Genomic DNA, 17709 nt, shown 5'->3' on the forward strand with positions numbered 1-17709 from the left:
TGATGAAAGTGTCATAGAACGCTAAGTCAGTTTTAAAAATTCGGTGAAGTATGGCAGAGATTACCAAGCGTAAGATGCTCGGTTTCCTATCATTTATTGCGTCAATTTTGGTGGCCTGGCTAACAGGCGCGACAAGTTCGGCCAAGGCCAGCACCCAGGTCCTGAACGATCCTGTCAAGAATACGTCCTGGCAGCTTTCGAACGCACAGCAGATTTTTTCAAGGAGCACGATGCTGCCCTTTGATGAGTCATTTGACCCGTCAGCCGCAGGCAGCAAGCTGGAAAATCCAAACGGCAAGCCGATCACCATCGCCGCTTACGAAAGCGAATCCCCAAGCGTCAAGGCAGGCTCCGGCAAGGAAGCGGTCAGACCGTTTTTCTTCATTCCGAAAGGCGATGGAGAACCGACAACCGTGGCCCGGGAACGAGCCATTCTCGAGCGGTTCCTGAACAACCGTGTTCGGGTCAACAACGCCTGTGAACGCTGCAAGCAGAAGGTATTGCGCGGTATCGAACCCGTTCGATGCATTACCGAAGTCCTGCAGGATCTGGAAAATCGGCTGGCGCGCGAAGCGGAAAACGGAAGCGCCGTTGCACAGTCTGCCCTGCCGATTGTTCGCGAAATGGTCGTCAAAGTCGAGCAGGCCGAAAGTGGCGAAGCAGCTCTTGAAGCGGTTCGCGAAGGCATCAGCAAGGTTCAGCGCATTCAGATCGTCCGGTCCCAGGACACTGTGATCACGAACCTGCAGCAGCAACAGCGAGCTGTCCTGACCGAGACCATCGCGGCGGTCGAAGTCAATCTGGCGTCCATGATTTCAATTTGAGCGGAATGCGGTTCCAAACCATGAAATTGCATTTGGTCCGGCAACTTCTCGAGAAGGTCCTGCTTCTGTCAGGCCTGATACTCGTTGTCTCGGTTTCCTTACCGGAAACCTCACGAGCCCAGCAGCTTGTACCCGACACGCGTATGGCGCTGATCGTCGGCAATTCCAACTACAATGGCGAGAAACTCCCCAATGCGCGTAATGATGCGGAGAGTATCGCTGCAACCCTGCAGACCCTTCGCTTCGACGTCACCTTGATCCTGGATGCAACGCAGGAGGACTTCTTGAAGAAGGCCGAAGCGTTCTCCCAGGCAACCATTCGGCGCAACGCGAACGTCGTGCTGGTCTATTACGCCGGGCATGGCGTTCAACTGGCGGGCAAGAACTATCTCATTCCGGTTGATTCACGGATCAGTGACATCGATACGCTTGTCAGCGACAGCATCCATTTCGATGAGCTTCTCAAGCTTGTCGGGCGCAGCAGCGCCTTCAAGATGGTCTTCCTGGACGCCTGCCAGAACAACCCGTTTCAGGATCGCATCAAGAGCCTGGAAGTGGGCCTGGCACCACCGCCGGATGTCAGCGGGTTTCTGATCGGCTACGCCACACAACCGGGCAAGGTTGCCTATGATGGCGCGGGTGACAACAGTCCCTACGCGACGGCGCTCCTGTCCTACATGCACTCCTCCGGACGCGAGGTCCTGTCCGTGCTGGCGGACGTAAACCAGAACGTACGCAAGGAAACCGGTGGCGCCCAGGTGCCTTACGTGCAGTTCTCGGTCAAACCCGATTTCTATTTCAAGCCGGGTCCGGAGTCGGACGGCGACCTGGAAGCGGGCCTGTGGAAGCTGTCGGTGCAGCAGGAAGATCCAAGGCTGATCCAGCTGTACCTGCAGCGCTATCCGGAAGGCAGGTTTGTCGATGAAGCGCAAACGATCCTCGAAAGAGCGCTGAAGGACACGAACGGCGTCCTGCCGACGCCATCGGTCGGCCTCGCAAGTCTGGAAGAGGAAATCTGGTCCAACGCCCTGGCCTCCCGTAACCGGGCCCTGCTGCAATATTACATCGAGCGATTTCCGGACGGGCAGTATCTGGAGCAGGCCAAAACGCTTGTTACCCAGATGATGCCCGACAATCCGAACAATCTGACGCAATCTGAACTGTGCAGGCGGTTCGCCACACACCCGAACGATTCAACCGTCATCTACCGGGGCGTCTCTCTCAACCTTCTGGCAAAGAACTCCGGGGCGGCCATTCATTCCTGCGAGCAAGCCGTCAAGGACTATCCGGATGTGCCGCACTACAAGGCCCTGCTTGCGCGGGCACGGGCAGCCGCCGGCGATACCAAGATTGCCGTCGATCTCTATCAGCAGGCAGCAGCTGCAGGCGACACAAGGGCGCTCGTCAGCCTTGGCCTCCTCTACGAACTCGGCCAGGGGCTGCCCAAGGACCTGTTGAAAGCCCGCGAATTGTTCGAACGCGCCTATGCCAACGGCAGCGCCGACGGGGCCATCAATCTTGCAGTTTCCCTCTATAACGGCACAGGTGGCGCGCGCGACGTTCCGCGTGCAATTACTCTTCTGGAATATGCCTCATCGGAAGGCGCCGCCAGAGCGACCTACAATCTGGGCGTCTTTGCCAAGGAAGGCATTTACAAGACCCCCGAAGACGCAGCGGCCTATTTCGAACTGGCCGCGCAGCAGGGATACGCGGAAGGCGCCCTTGCCGCCGCGGCGATTTACGACGAAGGGTTCCACACCGACAAGTCACCACAAAAGGCATCGGAACTGTTGTTGTCCGCATTGACGGTGGACAGCGGCGAAACACTTGCGAAGATTTCCTCCGACGCCCGCAGCTGGTCACGCGATACCATCCTTGAGATCCAGACCAGATTGCAGTCTGCCGGATACTACGAGGGCACGCTGGATGGTGTTCCGGGCCCTCTGTTCAACCGCGGACTGGAGTCCTGGCGGCTCTATGGTGGCTCCCCATCGTGATTTCCGGCAAGATCGTTTGATGGATTTCCTGGGGGGCCGACCGGCACATGGAATTTGACGTCCTTTACCTGGCCGACCTGCGCTTTCCCGGCGGGACGTCCACATCGCTCAAATATGATCTTCGCGCCTGCAAGCAAGCCGGGCTGAGAGCCGGTATCATACCGCTGTGTTCCCCCTTTTTTTCCCGAAACCGGACCTTGAACGCATCCGTACTCGCCGAGATCAAGGCTACCGGCACCGTCATTGTTCCGCAGAACGAAAGACCGCGGTCCAGGGTCGCGCTTTTGTATCACCCGACCTTGCTGGACAAACGGGTGCAATGCCGAACCCGTTTCGTTGCGGATGCCTGTTACCTTGTCGTGCACCAGACGATACGAAACCGGGACGGACAGCGTGCCTTTCCGGCAGACCACTGGTCGACGCTCATCTCCGACTGGTATGGCCACTCGCTCAAACTCCTGCCGGTGAGCGAGATCGTGCGCGAAGACCTTGTGATGAACGGCCTGTCCCACGCCGTTCACCAGGGCAGTTGGGCCAATCTGATCGATCTGGCCGACTATCCGGAGAAACAATCCCGGGAACCGAAATTCCCTCTGGTCATCGGCCGCCACAGTCGCCCCAGCGCTGACAAATGGCCGTCTCTATCGGTTGCCACGACCTGCTATCCCCAATCCACTGACTTTGCCTTCCGCATGATGGGCGTGCCGCAGAGCTTCGTGGGCCAGTTCGAGGAGCTGCCATCCAACTGGCAGGTTCTGCCCTTCTCGAAGGGACCGATTTCCGGATTTCTTCAAGGGCTCGACATCTACAGCTATTTCCATTCCAAAGCGCTGATCGAGGCGTTCGGATATTGTGTGCTCGAAGCCCTTGCCACCGGACTGCCCTGCGTCGTTCCGCGCTATATGGAAACCAGTTTTTCCGATGCCTGCCTTTATGCCGAGCCGGACGAAGCACCACTGGTCTATGACCAGCTTCGAACGGATCCTCAGCTTTATGAAACGACCTCCCGAAAGGCACGTACATTTGTGGAGGAGCGGTTTGGCCTGGACCAGTTCACCGCGAAATTCGAAAAAATCGCCGAACCCTCCGTCGCCGCCCTGCCCGCCCCGAAAACACGCAGACCCGCCCCTGCCCCGGTCGTGCTTACGATCACGTCCAACGGCGTCGGCCTCGGTCATCTCTCCCGGCAGCTTGCCATCGCCAGGGCGATCGGCCCGCGTGTGAATGTCGTTTTCTTCTCGCTTTCAGAAGCAATCGAAATCGCAAGATCCATGGGATACCTCGCCGAATTCCGGCCTTTCCGACAGAGACTGGAATTGGATTTCAAAGCCTGGAACAGCTATTTCTTTCAGGAAATGCGCGAGGCGCTCAGCCACTACAAGCCTTGCCTCACACTGTTTGACGGCAACTTGCCGTACGCAGGTTTCGTGGACGCGGTTGAAAGCTACGGCCACGCCACCAGCGTCTGGATCCGGCGCGGCCTCTGGCGCACGCCCCAGCCCAACAGCATCTCCCGGGAAGGCTTCTTCGACGCGATCATCGAACCCGGGGAACTCTGCGCGCCTCTGGACGAAGGCTATTCACGCCCCAACCCCAACAGCGTCACCCGGGTCGACCCGGTGTTGATGACGCCAAGAGATCAGCTCTTTGACAGAACCACCGCAAGGCGGGCGCTGAACCTGCCGGACGACGCGATCCTTTGTCTCGTGCAACTTGGCTCGGAAGCAAATTTCGACATGTCCCTTCCCCGGGCACGTCTGCTGGAGTTTCTGGACAGGCACCCGCAGGTGATCGCGGTCGACGTCAGGTCCCCGCTTCATTTCGAGGAGCACGCGGATTTCCATGAGCGCCTGGTGATGCGGAAGGTCTATCCACTCGGGCAGTATCTGAAAGCCTTCGACTTTGCCGTCTGCGCGGCAGGATACAATACCTTTCACGAAAACATCGCCGCAGCGCTGCCGTCGATCTTCATTCCAAACAGCAACCCGATCATGGATGTGCAGGAGGCCCGCGCCGAATATGGGGCTCGCGCAGGGTGGAACCTCACCTCACCTGCCGAGGATCCATACGCAATCGGAGAGCAGCTTGTGCAGATGCTCGATCCCGATTTCCGCCATTCGCTGGCTCGGTCGTGCCTCAGAAAGTCCGGCTGGTGGAACGGTGCGCTGCAGACTGCGCATCTGTTGCAGGCGGTCGCTCAGCTTCCCGCAAATCCCCTGGAGGAGCGTTGAACCGTGTCTTTCAAACGCAGCCTTCGCAAGATCGGACTACGGGTTGCCCTCGGCAGCATCCGGAAACTTGAAACCAACACCAAGCACAGCGCCGCCCTTTTGTCGGAACACCGCAGGCAAGGAACAGTCGCGCTTGTCTGGGCGCTCGATGAGGCAGACGATCACCTGTCCAACGCGCTGAAAAGCCAGTTGGAGAAGCTCGCGGAGTTTGAAACGATCGTCGTCGTGTGCCCGCCCAGGTACTTCTCCGCACTCAGAAGCAGAGGCCTCTTTTTCGAAACCCTGCCGATGTCGTCGGATCTTCCCCGTTATGGTGCCTCGGCCAACTGGGATCTCTATCTCGAACGCCGGATAACCCGCATCCGGGAGAGCTGGTCGCCGGATTTCGAGTTCACCATCGGCACGTCGCCGGAAGGCTATGTTCAATCGCTGCCGAGCGGGGATCAGACATAACCATCCGCTGAAAAGACTGCGGGTTCGGCAAAGGCGTAATCGAGCAAGGAAGCTTGATGAAGAGCGTCCCGCATATGCTCGCCGTTGCCAATCGACCGGAAAGGATCGGCCTCCCGCTCCTGCTTGAAATCCGGGATCAGGCTGAATTCGAAGGCGGACAGCTCGCAGATGCCCTCATACTTCCGCTGCAGGCTGTAAAAGGCAGTCCGGGCTGGTTGGTTGAGATCAGCGCCATAGGAAAGATGCCGAACGTCCAGCCCCGCAGTCAGCGCCCTTTCCGACAGGAACTGAAACCAGTCGTCAGTGGAACGGGCGTCTTCCAGGAACCCTTCCATCGTTATTTCCGGTTTCAGGGACGTCGTATCAACCCACTTCCAGGCCCCGAGCTGCCGCGCCTTTACGAGAGAGACATATCTGGCAAACCTCTGCCTTGTGAGAAAGGTGCAGGAGCAGTCAAACCGGAACAGAATGTCTTCGATCGGCCTGCCGGCCAATTGCTTCGGCAGGATCGAATAGCACAGATAGTCATGCCCAAGGCGGTCGCAAACCCTGGCGAGGGCACTCAGCATGAAGACCGGATCGTCCCTGAAAAAGTTGGCCAGCGCTCTCGCCTTGCCCGGATCGACTTCAATGCCGCTTTCTTCTTCCAGCATTGCGATGAAGTCCGGCGTCTGGGCTTCAAGACCAAACGGGGACGACGGGTTGAACAGCTCGCCAAGAACGACAGCCTTTTCAAGTCCGTTCCGCATCATGGTCTGGTGCAGATGCGTGCCGCTTCTTCCCGATGAAAGCAGGATGAGATGATGCACCATGGACTTCAGCCTTGCCGAACCTGATCAGGCGTTGCACCTGAGAACGCTGCCCCGGAAACGTCCCTGTGCCGTGGGGCAAGTTTCAGATCAACCAATTCGACGTCCTGCGCGTTCAGAACCGGGTCTTCGAGGATCAACTGCAACGCTTCATGATCAGAATGGCGAGGGTCCGCAACGTCGACCGCAGGACCTCCACCTTCCTCCCGAACCTGCTGATCGCAAACCCGTTGGAACAGAACACCTGTTGCCCCGACCCGGCGTGCAAGACGGACAAAGTCCGGCATCTCTGTGTAGTTTTCCTGCCGGACGACAAACTTCATTTGGAAGGTATCTATGGCATTCAGCCTGCGCAAATGGCCGAGAAATGACAGATTGGGCAGGAGCTGAACCAACTGCCTGCCTGGCCGCAGTTCATTATAGGTTTCCGGTGTCGCGGCATCGACAGACACATGAATGCTGCCGACATGCCCCCAAAGATCGAGCCGGTTCCAGACAGCTTCCGTCAGCAGCAGGCCATTGGTGTGGAGGTCCAGCGCCTTTCTCGGCTCTATCTCCGCGCAATAGGTCTTCAGAAAGTTCAGGAAATGCCGGCTGGCAAAAGGTTCACCTTCACGGCCGATGGTTATTCGGTTAGCTTTGGACAGAAAGCGCGCGTACGGTTCGTTGAAGATCCAGTCGAGCCGGTCGGTATCGTATTTATTCAGTTGAACCGGTTTTGCCGCCCGGGAAGGACAGGCGGTGTTGCTGCTGAGGTCGTGACCGAGGCTGGCGAATGCTGGAGGCTTGTCCAGCCGGGTCCTGCCAGTCTTGATGATCTCCCGATAGTAGGCCACCGCAGGAGACGGGTCTTTTTCCGACAGGATCTCCTCGCGCGCTGGAAGATCACGCCCTGTGATACGCGGGCATTCCAGATGGCAGCAATGCGAGAAGTCGCCCGCAAGGATCGATCGCCGTATTTCCTGGGCCTTGGGCGAGTTCCAGGCGGTTTCAGGATCGTCAGACAGACTGCCGATTGCAGCCGGTTGCCAGGCTGCGGGACAGAAGTGAATGTCCTGGTTCGGCTGGGTTTCGATCCGCTCGAACGGATTGGAACAAAAGCGCTGGCTCAGCCAGGTGTCGTCAGGCCTATCCATGCAGTTTGCCCGGAAAGGTCTTGATCGCGTTCCCGCGTGCGAATGGCGCATTCGTTGACGTGTCAGACTGCATCCGCCTTCTCAACTTCCTTGAAGGCGACGGCAACCCGGTCCTTGTCGATCCCCTTGAACGCAAGATACCTGTCCGAAAGCTGAAGCTTCTCCACCTTTTGCAACCGCTGCCGGTCGTCTCCGGCATAGTCGTGACGCATCACTGCGCCGGGCTGATACAGAAACTGCTTCGCATCCGTCTCGCCCAGCATCCGGCAACAAAGATCCATGCCTTCGTGCCCCGCCAGAAGCGGATCAAATCCGCCGTATTTTTCGAAGGCTGACGCCTGCCAGGCGGAAAACCCCTCCGTTGTCGGCGGTGCCGGCTTCAGACTGTCACCGAGATTGTAGTGGTTGCCCGTCAATCCGGCACCGGACTTCGGCGCAATGCGCCCGCGCACAGCCTTGGCCCCGCGCTCGATACAGGTGCCGGCAAGCAGATCAAGATCTGCCGCGCCCGTCAATGCATCATCGTCCAGAAACAGAAGGCAGCTCCCCCGCGCGACGTAGGCACCGACGTTTCGCGCCGCCGAACAGCCGATATTCTCCGGCAAGCCGAATACCCGCGCCTTGTCCGCATACGGGCCGGATGCCCCCTCAGCGGCTCCGGGCCCATTGCCGACGAAAATCAATTCGACGTCCGGACGGCGGATGAAATCTTCGATGCCCCGGCCAACCTCGCAGGCCTCAAGGCCGCTCCGATGGGAAACGACAATCACCGAAACCTTCGTGCCATATATGTTTTGAAGGTTTTCCTTCAGGACAAAGCGATGAATATTCGCGTAGATCTCCTGCAGACAGGCGGAAACGGCATGCTGCGCCTTTGCAAATTCGCCGTTCTCGAAATGCCCTGTTGCCTGCGTGTAGGAAGCCAAACTCACGTTCCCGTTCATGCCCGATCATGAAGCCCGTCGAGTGTGTACACATCCGTTCATCGTTGCAGCACGTGGCTGACTTGATCGACGATGTGGCCCACGTGGGGCTCCCTCAGGCCGTCCGAATAAAGCTAAGCGCCTAACATGGCCTCGTCCAGCATCGCGGGGCATCTTTCGTTCCCGTCAGCCATTTCTAACGGGATCGACAAGACTGCATAAACCCATGCCAGCCTCCTTGGAACCTTGCCCTGAGTTTCGCCGCGAAAGTCTGGTCCTGCTGGCGCTCACCGAAGGTGCCGGTGTAGTCGGCAGTAATTTTGAGGTTGTCAGTCACGCCGAAATTCAGCCCCGCATCAACAAGCGCCACATCCCGGTCCAGCGCCGCTCCGGTGATCGTGAATGGCGAACTGCCGGTCCCCTCCAATGCCGCAACAGCGCCAGGCAGACGCCGGCGATAGAGCAATTCCGGGACTGCACATCAGCAGAACAGGATCAGCTTTCTTCGGCCGGCAAATGCGAGTGGGAGAAAAGAAAAATGGTGGGCCCGGAGGGACTCGAACCCCCAACCAATCCGTTATGAGCGGACGGCTCTAACCAATTGAGCTACAGGCCCACGGCAGGGCGAAGCCTTTGCAAGGCCCTGCGTCTGGTTCCCTATACCATGGCCAATCTCCGGGGCAAGTGCTTTGCAACGGCAGGGTGAAAAAGGTTGGGAAACTGGCGCGGTGGAAGCGTTTCTCAAGAGGTCTGGATCGCCTTTATGGAAAAAGCGGTTCCGTTCGCCTGCGCCATCGGGTCTAAATGAGGCAGCCGGGCCGTTGACGAGTCGCCCGGGGAACAGACCTGCCAAACTCGCCCGCCGGAGCCACCATGCGATCACCGCTTCTCACCGCCACGCTGAGTGTCCTGCTTGTGTGCATGATCGGCTGGCTGCTGGTGGTCGGGCGGTCCCTCATCCTGCCGTTCGTGATCGCGCTGATCGTCTGGTACATGATCAACTCGCTGGCACATGTCTTTGCGCATATTCCGCTTGGCCGCTGGCGCCTGCCCCGTTTGGTGTCGTTTTCACTGGCACTGCTGACGATCTTCTTTGCCAGCACCGTGGTGCTCGACATCGTGACCGTCAATCTCACCCAGCTTGCACTGGACGCACCAACCTATCAGCGGCGGCTGGAAGAACTCTTCACCCAGGCATCCACCCAACTGCACCTTAATGATCCGATCGAGTTGAAGGACCTTCTGCCCGATTCCATCGTGCCGCGCATGGTGACCGCGGGGGCGAGCCTTGTGACGACGCTGGCCGGGTCGGCCAGTCTGGTGTTCATCTACGTCCTGTTCCTGGTGCTCGAGCAGTCGACATTCGACCGCAAGTTCGAACGCCTGTTTCCTTCGCCCGAGCGGGCGGAAGCCGCGTTTGCCATGCGGGCCGAGATCAACCGCTCGATCATGCATTATTTCTCGATCAAGACCGCCGTCTCCGTTGCCACGGGCGTTTTGACCAGCCTCGTTCTGATCGCCATCGGCCTGCCTTACGCGGCCTTGTTCGGCTTCATCGCCTTTCTGCTCAACTACATTCCAACCATCGGTTCGCTGATCGGCGTGATCTTTCCCAGCCTCCTGGCGGTGGTCTATTACGACACGCTGGGTCCCTTCATCGCGATTGCGACGGGCCTCGGCCTCATCCAGTTCACCATCGGCAATCTGGTCGAACCGCGCCTGATGGGATCCAACCTCAATCTGTCAGGCCTCGTCATCATGTTGTCGCTGGCCTTCTGGGGGGCGATCTGGGGTGTTGTCGGCATGGTTCTGTGCGTCCCGCTGACGGTGATGATCGTGATCGTCTGCGCCCGTTTCGAAGGTTCCAGGCCGATTGCGATTCTGTTGTCGCAGACCGGCGAGGTCGGCGGCCTGTCGGGCAAGACCGGCACCACGGGCTAGGCCTCCGGGGAAGATTTTCAAACAACCTTCGAGGACATCTGCCGGGTTTTCCCGATGAACGGCAGATGAACACAACCGTCATTACGCCGCCGCAATCACAAGCGAGTGTCCGGCCATCGAACAAACTGTTTCCATCAAGGATAAGTTCATATGAATGCCCCTCTTTTTCCCTCCGTCTCCCTGCTGCGCAAGGCTGTTCTGGCCGCTGGCCTCAGTGCCGCGCTCGTGAGTGCCGCACCGGCTGTCGCGCAGGATTCCCCGGCGCCGGCCGGCACGATCACCATGCAGGGCCGCGGTGCAGTTTCCGTTGCCCCCGACATGGCCGTCATTTCCGCAAGCGTCGTCACCACAGGCAAATCCACTGCCGATGTTCTGGCTGAAAACAGCGCCGCAATCGCCAAGGTCATTGAAGCGGTGAAAGCAAACGGCATCGAAGCCAAGGACATCCAGACCAAGGGGTTCGGCATCTATCCGCGCTACGATCACTCCAAGAATTCCAGCAGCCAGCCGGATATTGCCGGTTATGAGGTTCGCAACGGTGTTGAGGTCAAGATCCGCGATCTGGCCAAGCTTGGCGGGCTGTTGACGCTTGTCGTCGAAAGCGGTGCAAACTCAGTCGATTCCATTCGCTTTGAAGTCAGCAATGCTGACGAGATACTGGATGAAGCCCGCAAGAAGGCCGTCGAGGACGCTCGGCACAAGGCAGGCATCTTTGCAGCCGCTGCCGGTGTCGATCTCGGCACCATTGCCGACATCACGGAAACCGGCACCGAAATGCCGCGCCCCTACATGATGCGCGCCGAGGGCATGATGATGGCCAAGTCCGCCGATGTGCCGATCGAGGCGGGCGAGGAAACCATCAGCGCGAATGTCACCATCCGCTGGACGCTGAAGTAACCACGCGCCGGAAACAAAAAAACCGGGGCCTGGTTTCCAGGCCCCGGTTTTCTTTTGTCCAAATCTTCGTTCACCGGTCAGCGGGCTGCCGGGTTCCCTCAAAGGTTCCGGTGCCAAACCTGCATCGGCTTGTCGGTTTCTTTGTTCTCGCCGACATCGCGCCAGGGAAACGTTACGACGACACCCTCCAGCTTTTCGTAACCGCGCTTGCGCCAGAACGGATCGAGCGGGGCGTAGTCCGCCGGCTTCAGCGGGTGCGTGTCCGGGCGGATCACCGCACAGAAGGCTGCTTCACCGAAACCGAGCCGCCTGGCGTGCGCTTCGCGCTCGTCAAAAAAGCGATGGCCGATGCCCTGGCCACGGTAGGCAGGATCCAGAACGGATTCGGCCATGTAGAAAACGTTCTCCGGATCCAGTCCCTGCTTGAGGAAAGGGGTCTTGAAAGCCTCCAGTTCGGCACCGAGCGGCTCACCTGTCGCCGCGCCAACCAGCCGGCTGCCGTCATATGCACCGACAATCACCGCGCCCTCCGTCCGGGCATAGCGTTGCAGGTATCCGGCTTCGTACTCCAGAGACCCCTCATAGAGATATGGCCAGCTGCGGAAGACGGATATCCTCAGGCGCGCAAGATCGTTCAGCGCAGCTGTCAACTCCTCGCCCGTCAGCGTTCTGATCTCAGCTGGCATGATGCCTCCCGTCCTTCAAAAACCGCCTGACCGCTGGGCACAGGTCCGTTTGTTTCAATTGTCGCAAAACCGCCTGGACCTGTTACCAAATAGTACAAATCCCCGATACCTCTGCCTGCCCTGGCGTGGCACTAATATTTGGCATTTCTTTTCTTTGCGAGGAGCCAAAGCGCGCCATGTCCACGACACAGCCAGCGTCCTACAGTCCGATCCATATCATTCTGCACTGGGTGATCGCCGCCCTGATCCTGTTTCAGCTGATCTTCGGCGAAAGCATGGGCGATCTCAAACATGTGCTGCGCGACGGCGGCGTGCCGGATGCGGCAACCGCCTTTCTGGCCAACGCCCACATCTGGGTTGGCATTGCCGTTCTGGCCTTGACTGTCATTCGTCTTCTGGTGCGGGCAAAATTCGGCGTCCCTGCCCCGCTCCCCACTTCAAGAGCCCAGGAACTGGCCGCCAGGGGTGTCCACGGCCTGCTCTATCTGCTCATGTTGCTGGCACCGATCACCGGACTTCTTGCCTGGTACGGCGGCATCCACACTGCGGAAGAAATCCACGAATTGAGCAAGCCGTTCTTCATCGTGCTGATCGCACTGCATGTGCTGGGAGCGCTCTACCATCATATTGCCCTGAAGGATGGCATCATGATGCGGATGGTCTCTTCCCGGCACTAGCCGAAACAGAAAAGGCTCCGGCAATCTCGCAAGCCGGAGCCTTCTTTTTTACGCCAGATGACTTAATCGCGTGCTTCCAGCCACACGCGCGCAGCATCCATGTCGTTGCCGGTAAAGCCTTCCGCCAGTTTCTGCCCCACGACGGCACCAAACTTGTAGCCATGTCCGGAACAGGCCGAGACGACAGTGGTCTTGCCTTCGCTTATTGCGAAGAAATGCTCGTCTGAGGTGAAGGTGTAGGCACAGGTGACGACGTCATCGACGCGGTATTCCTTGATCCGGCCGAACGGCGGAGAGAAATAGTCGCGCAGGGTCTCGCCTTCGCCTGCAACCGGTATCCGATCCTGGTTCGGCGGAGCCTTGTACTTGTGAATACCCGCCCCGAACTTGAGGCCGGTTCCGGCGACCGGAGGCAGGATGTAACCGTCGATCGGCCCGCCCGGATCGAGAATCGCCGGCGATCGTTCCCAGGCCTCGCGCAGATCTTCAGGCGGCGTCAGGTAGACAACCGCGGTCCGGTAAGTCGTCAGGCTGATGTCCAGCTTCGGGAAGAGCCCCAGCGTCCAGGCACCGGCCGTCACGATCACATGCTCTCCGGAGACCGTGCTGCCATCGGCAAGGGTCACCGTGCCCGCGGATGTGTCGACGGCAGTCACCTGTGCGTTTTCGCGCACATCAGCTCCTTTGGCGATCAGCCAGTCGCGCACTCCGGCAGCAATTTTCTGGCACAGCAGAACGCCGCCCTCGTCGCTGACAGCGCCGTAACGGATCGTCGCCGGATCAACGAAGGGAAACCGTTTCGCCGTTTCTTCCGGTGTCAGGTCCTCGAACGGATAGCCGCCCTCGACCAGACCGTCCCGATAGACCTCGCCGCCATCGCCCGGTTCCTGCGACAACAGCATGAATCCCGTCTCGGCGAGGTGCTTCTCACCCAGGTCGTTCCACATCTCGTCCCATGCCGCGTAGGCATCGCCGATGCGGCGCTGATAGCCGCCCTGGCCGCCATAGGCCCGGCGGATGATACGGTGCTGGTCACCGGATGCCGAAAGCGGGTTGGGGATTGGCCCCTGCTCCAGAAGCGTGACGGGCACACCTCGTTTTGTCAGGGCCCAAGCGGTGGAAAGTCCGGAAATACCGGCTCCAACAATCACAACTGTCATGAATTCTGTCCTGCGGAATGGAGGGCCAGATTATCTGCCTGTCCGGCGAGCGCAAGAGACGTTCTGACGCAAACCGCGCATGACGGTTATGTATTTTCGGTTGCCGTAAAGAGAGAAGCCGCTACGCTCCGTTCCGATAGGCTCAGGCCGATCGTGATCAGGGTGCGGGAGGACAAGCCGTGCTGGAAAATAACATGTCGGAAGAACAGCCTCTGGCTAGCCGCCGCCTCGCTGAGTTCCCGGATTGGGGCTATCTTTTGCGGGAATTTTACGAGGCCTACCGGTTCCTCTCGTCCGGTGGCAGCGACAAGATCCGGGCACATCAGCGCGCGGTGCGCGAGGCAATTGGGCGGGTGCTGAAATCCGATCCGGAAATGCGCTTCGATGCCCCGGCCCACAAACCCGTGACGGCACATCTCCGGCGTGCCCTTGACGAAGGCAAGCAGGAGCGGACCGCTCCATTGGTGCGCGCCATCGAAAGTGTCCGCGACCATCTCATCTGGCAGTATGGCTACGAGAAAGTGCCGCGCGGCCTCGACAAGACGTATGCCTACGCGGAAATCTGCGGACCGAACGGACCGGTTCTGACGACGGACGTCATTCTGGGCCTGGTCCTGTTCGCACCGGGCTGTACATATCCGGCCCACGCTCACAGCGGCATATCGGAAAGCTATATCTGCGTTTCAGGAGCGGTTTCGGAAAATCACCAGGGGGTCTATGCCCCCGGGTCGATGATCTTCAACCCGCCGGAGCATATGCACCGGATCACCGTGTCCAAACTGGAGCCGGCACTTCTGGCCTGGGCCTGGATCGGCCCGCCGGAACGCCTCGCCAACCAGAAGATGGTCTTCAGCCGCAAGAAGGGGTGAGAGACCTCCCCCCTGGCGACGTCAGACGATATCCCGTCGGATCGTGATCTCCGCCTTTTCCAGCCCGTCCGGCGAAAGCCAGACGGGCTCTGCAATCAGTTTTTCGCAGAAGATCCCCAGTTCGGGAAATGTCAGCCCCATCGAATGGGCCAGCGCAACCCGGTCACCCGGCTTCGGGTTGAGCCCGCAGCAGATCTCCCGTGTGCCCATCTTCAGGTGATGGGCAATGTCCCACTCCAGCACCACACCCTGATGCCGTGTCACCACCCAGCAGTGCATGTCGTCGCAGCTGCCGTTCTTTTCTTGCGGGAAAAAGTATCCGGTCACGTAACCGGCTTCGAAGCCGGCGGCACGCAGGCTGGCGATCAGGTAGGTGTTGATGTCGACGCAGGACCCTTCGGTCAGCCCGCACGACAGATAGGGCACTTCTTCACACCCCTCGTTGAAACGAACCTGAGGATGGGCATAGCGGAACTTTTCGGCCGCCGCGTTGACGAGCGCCTGAATGGCGGCGTGACCGTCGGGCTGACTGTCGGCAATGTTGATCGCATCATAGACGAGATCTTGAGCTGCCCGGGTAAAACGGTTGCACAGTGGCGCAAACACTGCTTCAGGATAGCCCGGCCCTTCGTCGCGGAATTCGTAATTCACCACAACGTCTGCCCCGGGTTCCACCGTCACCACGGCCACCATCTGGCCGGTAGTGATTTCTCCGGCCAGGCCCAGCTTTCCGCCCCTGATCTCGAAACCGACCGGCATCTGGTGTGGCGTCGGCAAGCCGACCGGCACCAGCAGCTTGTGGCGAACCTCATCGGCTCTGACCGTGACAGAAACGTTCGTACGCATTGTCACTCCCTCAAAAGATCAGCTGGAAAACAAGACCGGACAGCACCGCACCCGCAAATCCCAGACCGATGTAAGCGGCAAAGACCTGCGGCCTGACCAGTGACCAAACGGCAGCCATTGCCGGGATCGAGCTGACAGCGCCCGCAATCATGAACGCCATCGCGGCACCGGCGCTCATGCCCTGGTCCATCAGACCAGCCAGAAGTGGCGGCGCCACGTAGCTGTTGAGATAGGCAGGCATGCCGATCAATGCGGACAGAAGAATTGCCCCCAGCCCGTCGCCGCCAACAGCCCGAGCAATCAGGTCTGCGGGGACATAGGTGACGAGAGCTGCTTCCAGCACATACGCCAGTGCCAGCCACTTGATCAGAAACAGTGCATTGGCTTTCAGTTCGATCCGGAACTTGTCGGTGCGCTCAGTCTCTTTCCAGATTTGCCAGACCGGCCGCCCTGTCTTCGCAGAAGCGCCACAGCCGCAGCCACCGGTCGCCGCCCCGATTTTCACCGGATTGGCCAGAAAGCCGCTACGCAGCGCAAGCGCGACGGAAAAACCGCCAAAAAGACCCAGCGCCACCGCAAAGACCGCCTTGCCGACGGCAAAGGGCCATCCCAGTGCACCGGCAGTGATCAGCAATGTCGGCGGATCAATCAAGGGAGAGGACAGCCAGAACGCCATGATGGCTGACAACGGCGCACCAACCGCCAGAAGACCGGCAATAAACGGGATGACTTCACAGGAACAGAACGGTGCAAGACCACCAAACAGGGCTGCGAGAAAGATTGCCTGTGTCTCGCGTCCCTCGAACGCACGTCCGACAAACGCCTCTGCGCCGGCCGCCTTGAGCCAGGCGATCAAAACGACGGCAAAAGCAATATACGGCAATGTGCCCGCGAAGGCGGAGAGCGCGAAGGTTACGAAAGCGACGAAGTGCGGCTGGTCCAGCAACAGCACCAGCAACGGACCGCCGACGACAATCGTCCAGGTCGACAGAAGGTATTTCGAAATGGCGAGAGACTTCAGGGACCATTTCGAAGCCGGCGTGCTGCAGCAGGCGGTCTTCGGAGCGCAACAACTTGCGCCGCCGCCACTCGGCTGAAGGTTGTTCATCGCATCAGACATCGGCGGGCTCCTTTTGCGGGGATGGGCACTCACAACCCTTTTCGTCCACGCAGCACTCTTTCAGGATGTAACCGGCAAGGTTTTCCAGATGGCCATAGGCTGCCCGGTTGATGACCGAGCGGCCGTCCTTTTCCTGGGACACCAGGCCTGCCGAGGCGAGAAACTTCAGATGATGCGCAAGCGTTGACGCAGGCATGCCCGTGCGGGTCTGAATATCGCCGACCGTCAAACCACCCTGCCCGGCTTTCACCAGGGTCAACACCACCTGCAACCGGGCTTCCGAGCCCAGTGCCGCGAACCCTTGCGCTGCAATTTCCAGATCCATCTGCGCCTCATCTAATATAACTATATTTCTAGTTATATAGTTTCTTTAGCGCTGTCAATTGCCGCCACAGGCTGAGCAGCCTCCGGATCAGGGGAGGAAACGAGAAGGTGGGTACAGAAGAAGAGCCTTGCTGGCGCTCGAACATCAGGCAGCGACGAAACGCATTACCGTTTCGCAGACATCGCCCTTGAGGGAAACCTGACCGGATGCCGACTGCAATTCCGGACCGAACAGCATGGAGAAGGTCGTTGCATTGGAGACGTTGAAAAAGCTCATGGCCGAGATCAGCCAATGGATCCTCAAAGGCGTCAGGCCATCGCGGAAGACGCCTTCGGCCACCCCTTTTGCATAAATGCCGGCAATTTGGGAAATCGCCGCTTCGTTCAGGCTTTTGATCTCGTCCGACTGCTCGAGATAGCGGCCATGATGAATGTTTTCGATCATGACCAGACGGATGAACGCAGGGCTTTCGCGATGATGATCGAAAGTGAAGGCTACAAGCCTCGACAGTGCATCCCTTGGCGGCAAATGGTTCAGCTCCAGCTGTTCTTCGCCTTTGCGCACCTTCTTGTAGGCCGCTTCCAGAGCCTTGAGGTAGAGGCTCTCCTTGTCGCCGAAATAATAATAGATCATGCGCTTGGATGAGCGCGTCTTGGCCGCGATTTCATCCATGCGCGCACCGGAAAGACCGTTCGCGGAGAACTCCTCCAAGGCGACGGCCAGGATATTCGCACGCACTCCCTCCGGGTCCTGCTTCCAGCGACCCCGTGAAGAATTTTTTTCCGGCAGCTCAGACTCATTGATCGACATGCCTT

At 59.0% G+C, this 17709-nt stretch carries 18 protein-coding genes and 1 tRNA gene; 8 read left to right on the forward strand and 11 right to left on the reverse strand.

Going from position 1 to position 17709, the window contains the following annotated elements; genetic code table 11:
• Positions 1 to 230: 230 nt before the first annotated feature.
• Genes J7447_RS12450 through J7447_RS12465 form a run of 4 tightly spaced genes read left to right on the forward strand, consistent with a single transcriptional unit; the run spans position 231 to position 5505 of the window.
• Entirely contained in the window at positions 231 to 824 is a 594-nt protein-coding gene (locus J7447_RS12450) for a hypothetical protein (protein WP_139314270.1), read from the forward strand.
• Positions 825 to 844: 20 nt separating this feature from the next.
• A complete protein-coding gene (locus J7447_RS12455; RefSeq protein WP_209169744.1) occupies positions 845 to 2821 on the forward strand; it encodes a caspase family protein in 1977 nt (658 codons plus the stop codon).
• A gap of 47 nt (positions 2822 to 2868) precedes the next feature.
• Complete coding sequence (locus tag J7447_RS12460) at positions 2869 to 5052, forward strand: glycosyltransferase (RefSeq protein ID WP_209169745.1); 2184 nt, start codon at positions 2869 to 2871, stop codon at positions 5050 to 5052.
• Positions 5053 to 5055: 3 nt separating this feature from the next.
• Entirely contained in the window at positions 5056 to 5505 is a 450-nt protein-coding gene (locus tag J7447_RS12465) for a hypothetical protein (protein ID WP_209169746.1), read from the forward strand.
• Here J7447_RS12465 and J7447_RS12470 read toward each other — a convergent pair.
• The 5 genes from J7447_RS12470 to J7447_RS12490 form a co-directional block, all read right to left on the reverse strand.
• On the reverse strand, positions 5496 to 6317 hold the full coding sequence (locus J7447_RS12470; RefSeq protein ID WP_075284291.1) for a hypothetical protein: 822 nt from the start codon (positions 6315 to 6317) through the stop codon (positions 5496 to 5498). The two genes, J7447_RS12465 and J7447_RS12470, sit on opposite strands and share 10 nt — an antisense overlap.
• A gap of 5 nt (positions 6318 to 6322) precedes the next feature.
• A complete protein-coding gene (locus J7447_RS12475) occupies positions 6323 to 7450 on the reverse strand; it encodes a hypothetical protein (protein ID WP_209169747.1) in 1128 nt (375 codons plus the stop codon).
• A 62-nt stretch (positions 7451 to 7512) separates the two neighbouring features.
• The gene (locus tag J7447_RS12480) at positions 7513 to 8376 is read right to left on the reverse strand and encodes a glycosyltransferase (protein ID WP_209169748.1); all 864 of its coding nucleotides are present in this window, start codon (positions 8374 to 8376) and stop codon (positions 7513 to 7515) included.
• 193 nt (positions 8377 to 8569) lie between these two features.
• A complete protein-coding gene (locus J7447_RS12485; RefSeq protein ID WP_209169749.1) occupies positions 8570 to 8839 on the reverse strand; it encodes an autotransporter outer membrane beta-barrel domain-containing protein in 270 nt (89 codons plus the stop codon).
• 73 nt (positions 8840 to 8912) lie between these two features.
• Positions 8913 to 8989: transfer RNA gene (locus J7447_RS12490), tRNA-Ile, on the reverse strand.
• 257 nt (positions 8990 to 9246) lie between these two features.
• Between J7447_RS12490 and J7447_RS12495 the strand changes: the two genes are divergently transcribed.
• The gene (locus tag J7447_RS12495) at positions 9247 to 10314 is read left to right on the forward strand and encodes an AI-2E family transporter (RefSeq protein ID WP_023014617.1); all 1068 of its coding nucleotides are present in this window, start codon (positions 9247 to 9249) and stop codon (positions 10312 to 10314) included.
• 150 nt (positions 10315 to 10464) lie between these two features.
• Positions 10465 to 11211 carry an SIMPL domain-containing protein gene (locus tag J7447_RS12500; protein WP_075284287.1) on the forward strand — a complete coding sequence of 249 codons (747 nt, stop codon included), beginning with the start codon at positions 10465 to 10467 and terminating at the stop codon, positions 11209 to 11211.
• A 98-nt stretch (positions 11212 to 11309) separates the two neighbouring features.
• Here the strand turns inward: J7447_RS12500 and J7447_RS12505 are convergent, their stop codons facing one another.
• Positions 11310 to 11897, reverse strand: a complete 588-nt coding sequence (locus J7447_RS12505) for a GNAT family N-acetyltransferase (RefSeq protein WP_209169750.1) — start codon at positions 11895 to 11897, stop codon at positions 11310 to 11312.
• A 176-nt stretch (positions 11898 to 12073) separates the two neighbouring features.
• Between J7447_RS12505 and J7447_RS12510 the strand changes: the two genes are divergently transcribed.
• Entirely contained in the window at positions 12074 to 12574 is a 501-nt protein-coding gene (locus J7447_RS12510) for a cytochrome b/b6 domain-containing protein (RefSeq protein ID WP_022997916.1), read from the forward strand.
• 62 nt (positions 12575 to 12636) lie between these two features.
• Here J7447_RS12510 and J7447_RS12515 read toward each other — a convergent pair whose 3' ends face one another.
• Entirely contained in the window at positions 12637 to 13734 is a 1098-nt protein-coding gene (locus tag J7447_RS12515) for an FAD-dependent oxidoreductase (RefSeq protein ID WP_209169751.1), read from the reverse strand.
• 194 nt (positions 13735 to 13928) lie between these two features.
• Here J7447_RS12515 and J7447_RS12520 point away from each other — a divergent pair, with 194 nt between their 5' ends.
• Positions 13929 to 14603: a dimethylsulfonioproprionate lyase family protein gene (locus J7447_RS12520; protein ID WP_031268172.1), complete on the forward strand. Its 675-nt coding sequence runs from the start codon at positions 13929 to 13931 to the stop codon at positions 14601 to 14603.
• Positions 14604 to 14624: 21 nt separating this feature from the next.
• On the opposite strand, the gene J7447_RS12525 is transcribed toward J7447_RS12520, so the two are convergent.
• The 4 genes from J7447_RS12525 to J7447_RS12540 all read right to left on the reverse strand — a co-directional run bounded on the left by J7447_RS12525 (position 14625) and on the right by J7447_RS12540 (position 17704).
• Entirely contained in the window at positions 14625 to 15449 is an 825-nt protein-coding gene (locus J7447_RS12525; protein ID WP_209169752.1) for a transglutaminase-like domain-containing protein, read from the reverse strand.
• Positions 15450 to 15459: 10 nt separating this feature from the next.
• Positions 15460 to 16569 (reverse strand): permease, encoded by a 1110-nt coding sequence (locus tag J7447_RS12530; protein WP_286189128.1) that lies wholly within the window; start codon positions 16567 to 16569, stop codon positions 15460 to 15462.
• Positions 16562 to 16894, reverse strand: a complete 333-nt coding sequence (locus J7447_RS12535; protein ID WP_022997921.1) for a metalloregulator ArsR/SmtB family transcription factor — start codon at positions 16892 to 16894, stop codon at positions 16562 to 16564. Before J7447_RS12535 ends, J7447_RS12530 begins: the two co-directional genes overlap by 8 nt.
• Positions 16895 to 17038: 144 nt before the next feature.
• On the reverse strand, positions 17039 to 17704 hold the full coding sequence (locus tag J7447_RS12540) for a TetR/AcrR family transcriptional regulator (protein WP_022997922.1): 666 nt from the start codon (positions 17702 to 17704) through the stop codon (positions 17039 to 17041).
• Positions 17705 to 17709: the final 5 nt, after the last annotated feature.

Origin of the sequence: Labrenzia sp. R5_0 (assembly GCF_017743835.1) — a bacterium.
Taxonomy (GTDB): Bacteria; Pseudomonadota; Alphaproteobacteria; order Rhizobiales; family Stappiaceae; genus Roseibium; species Roseibium algicola.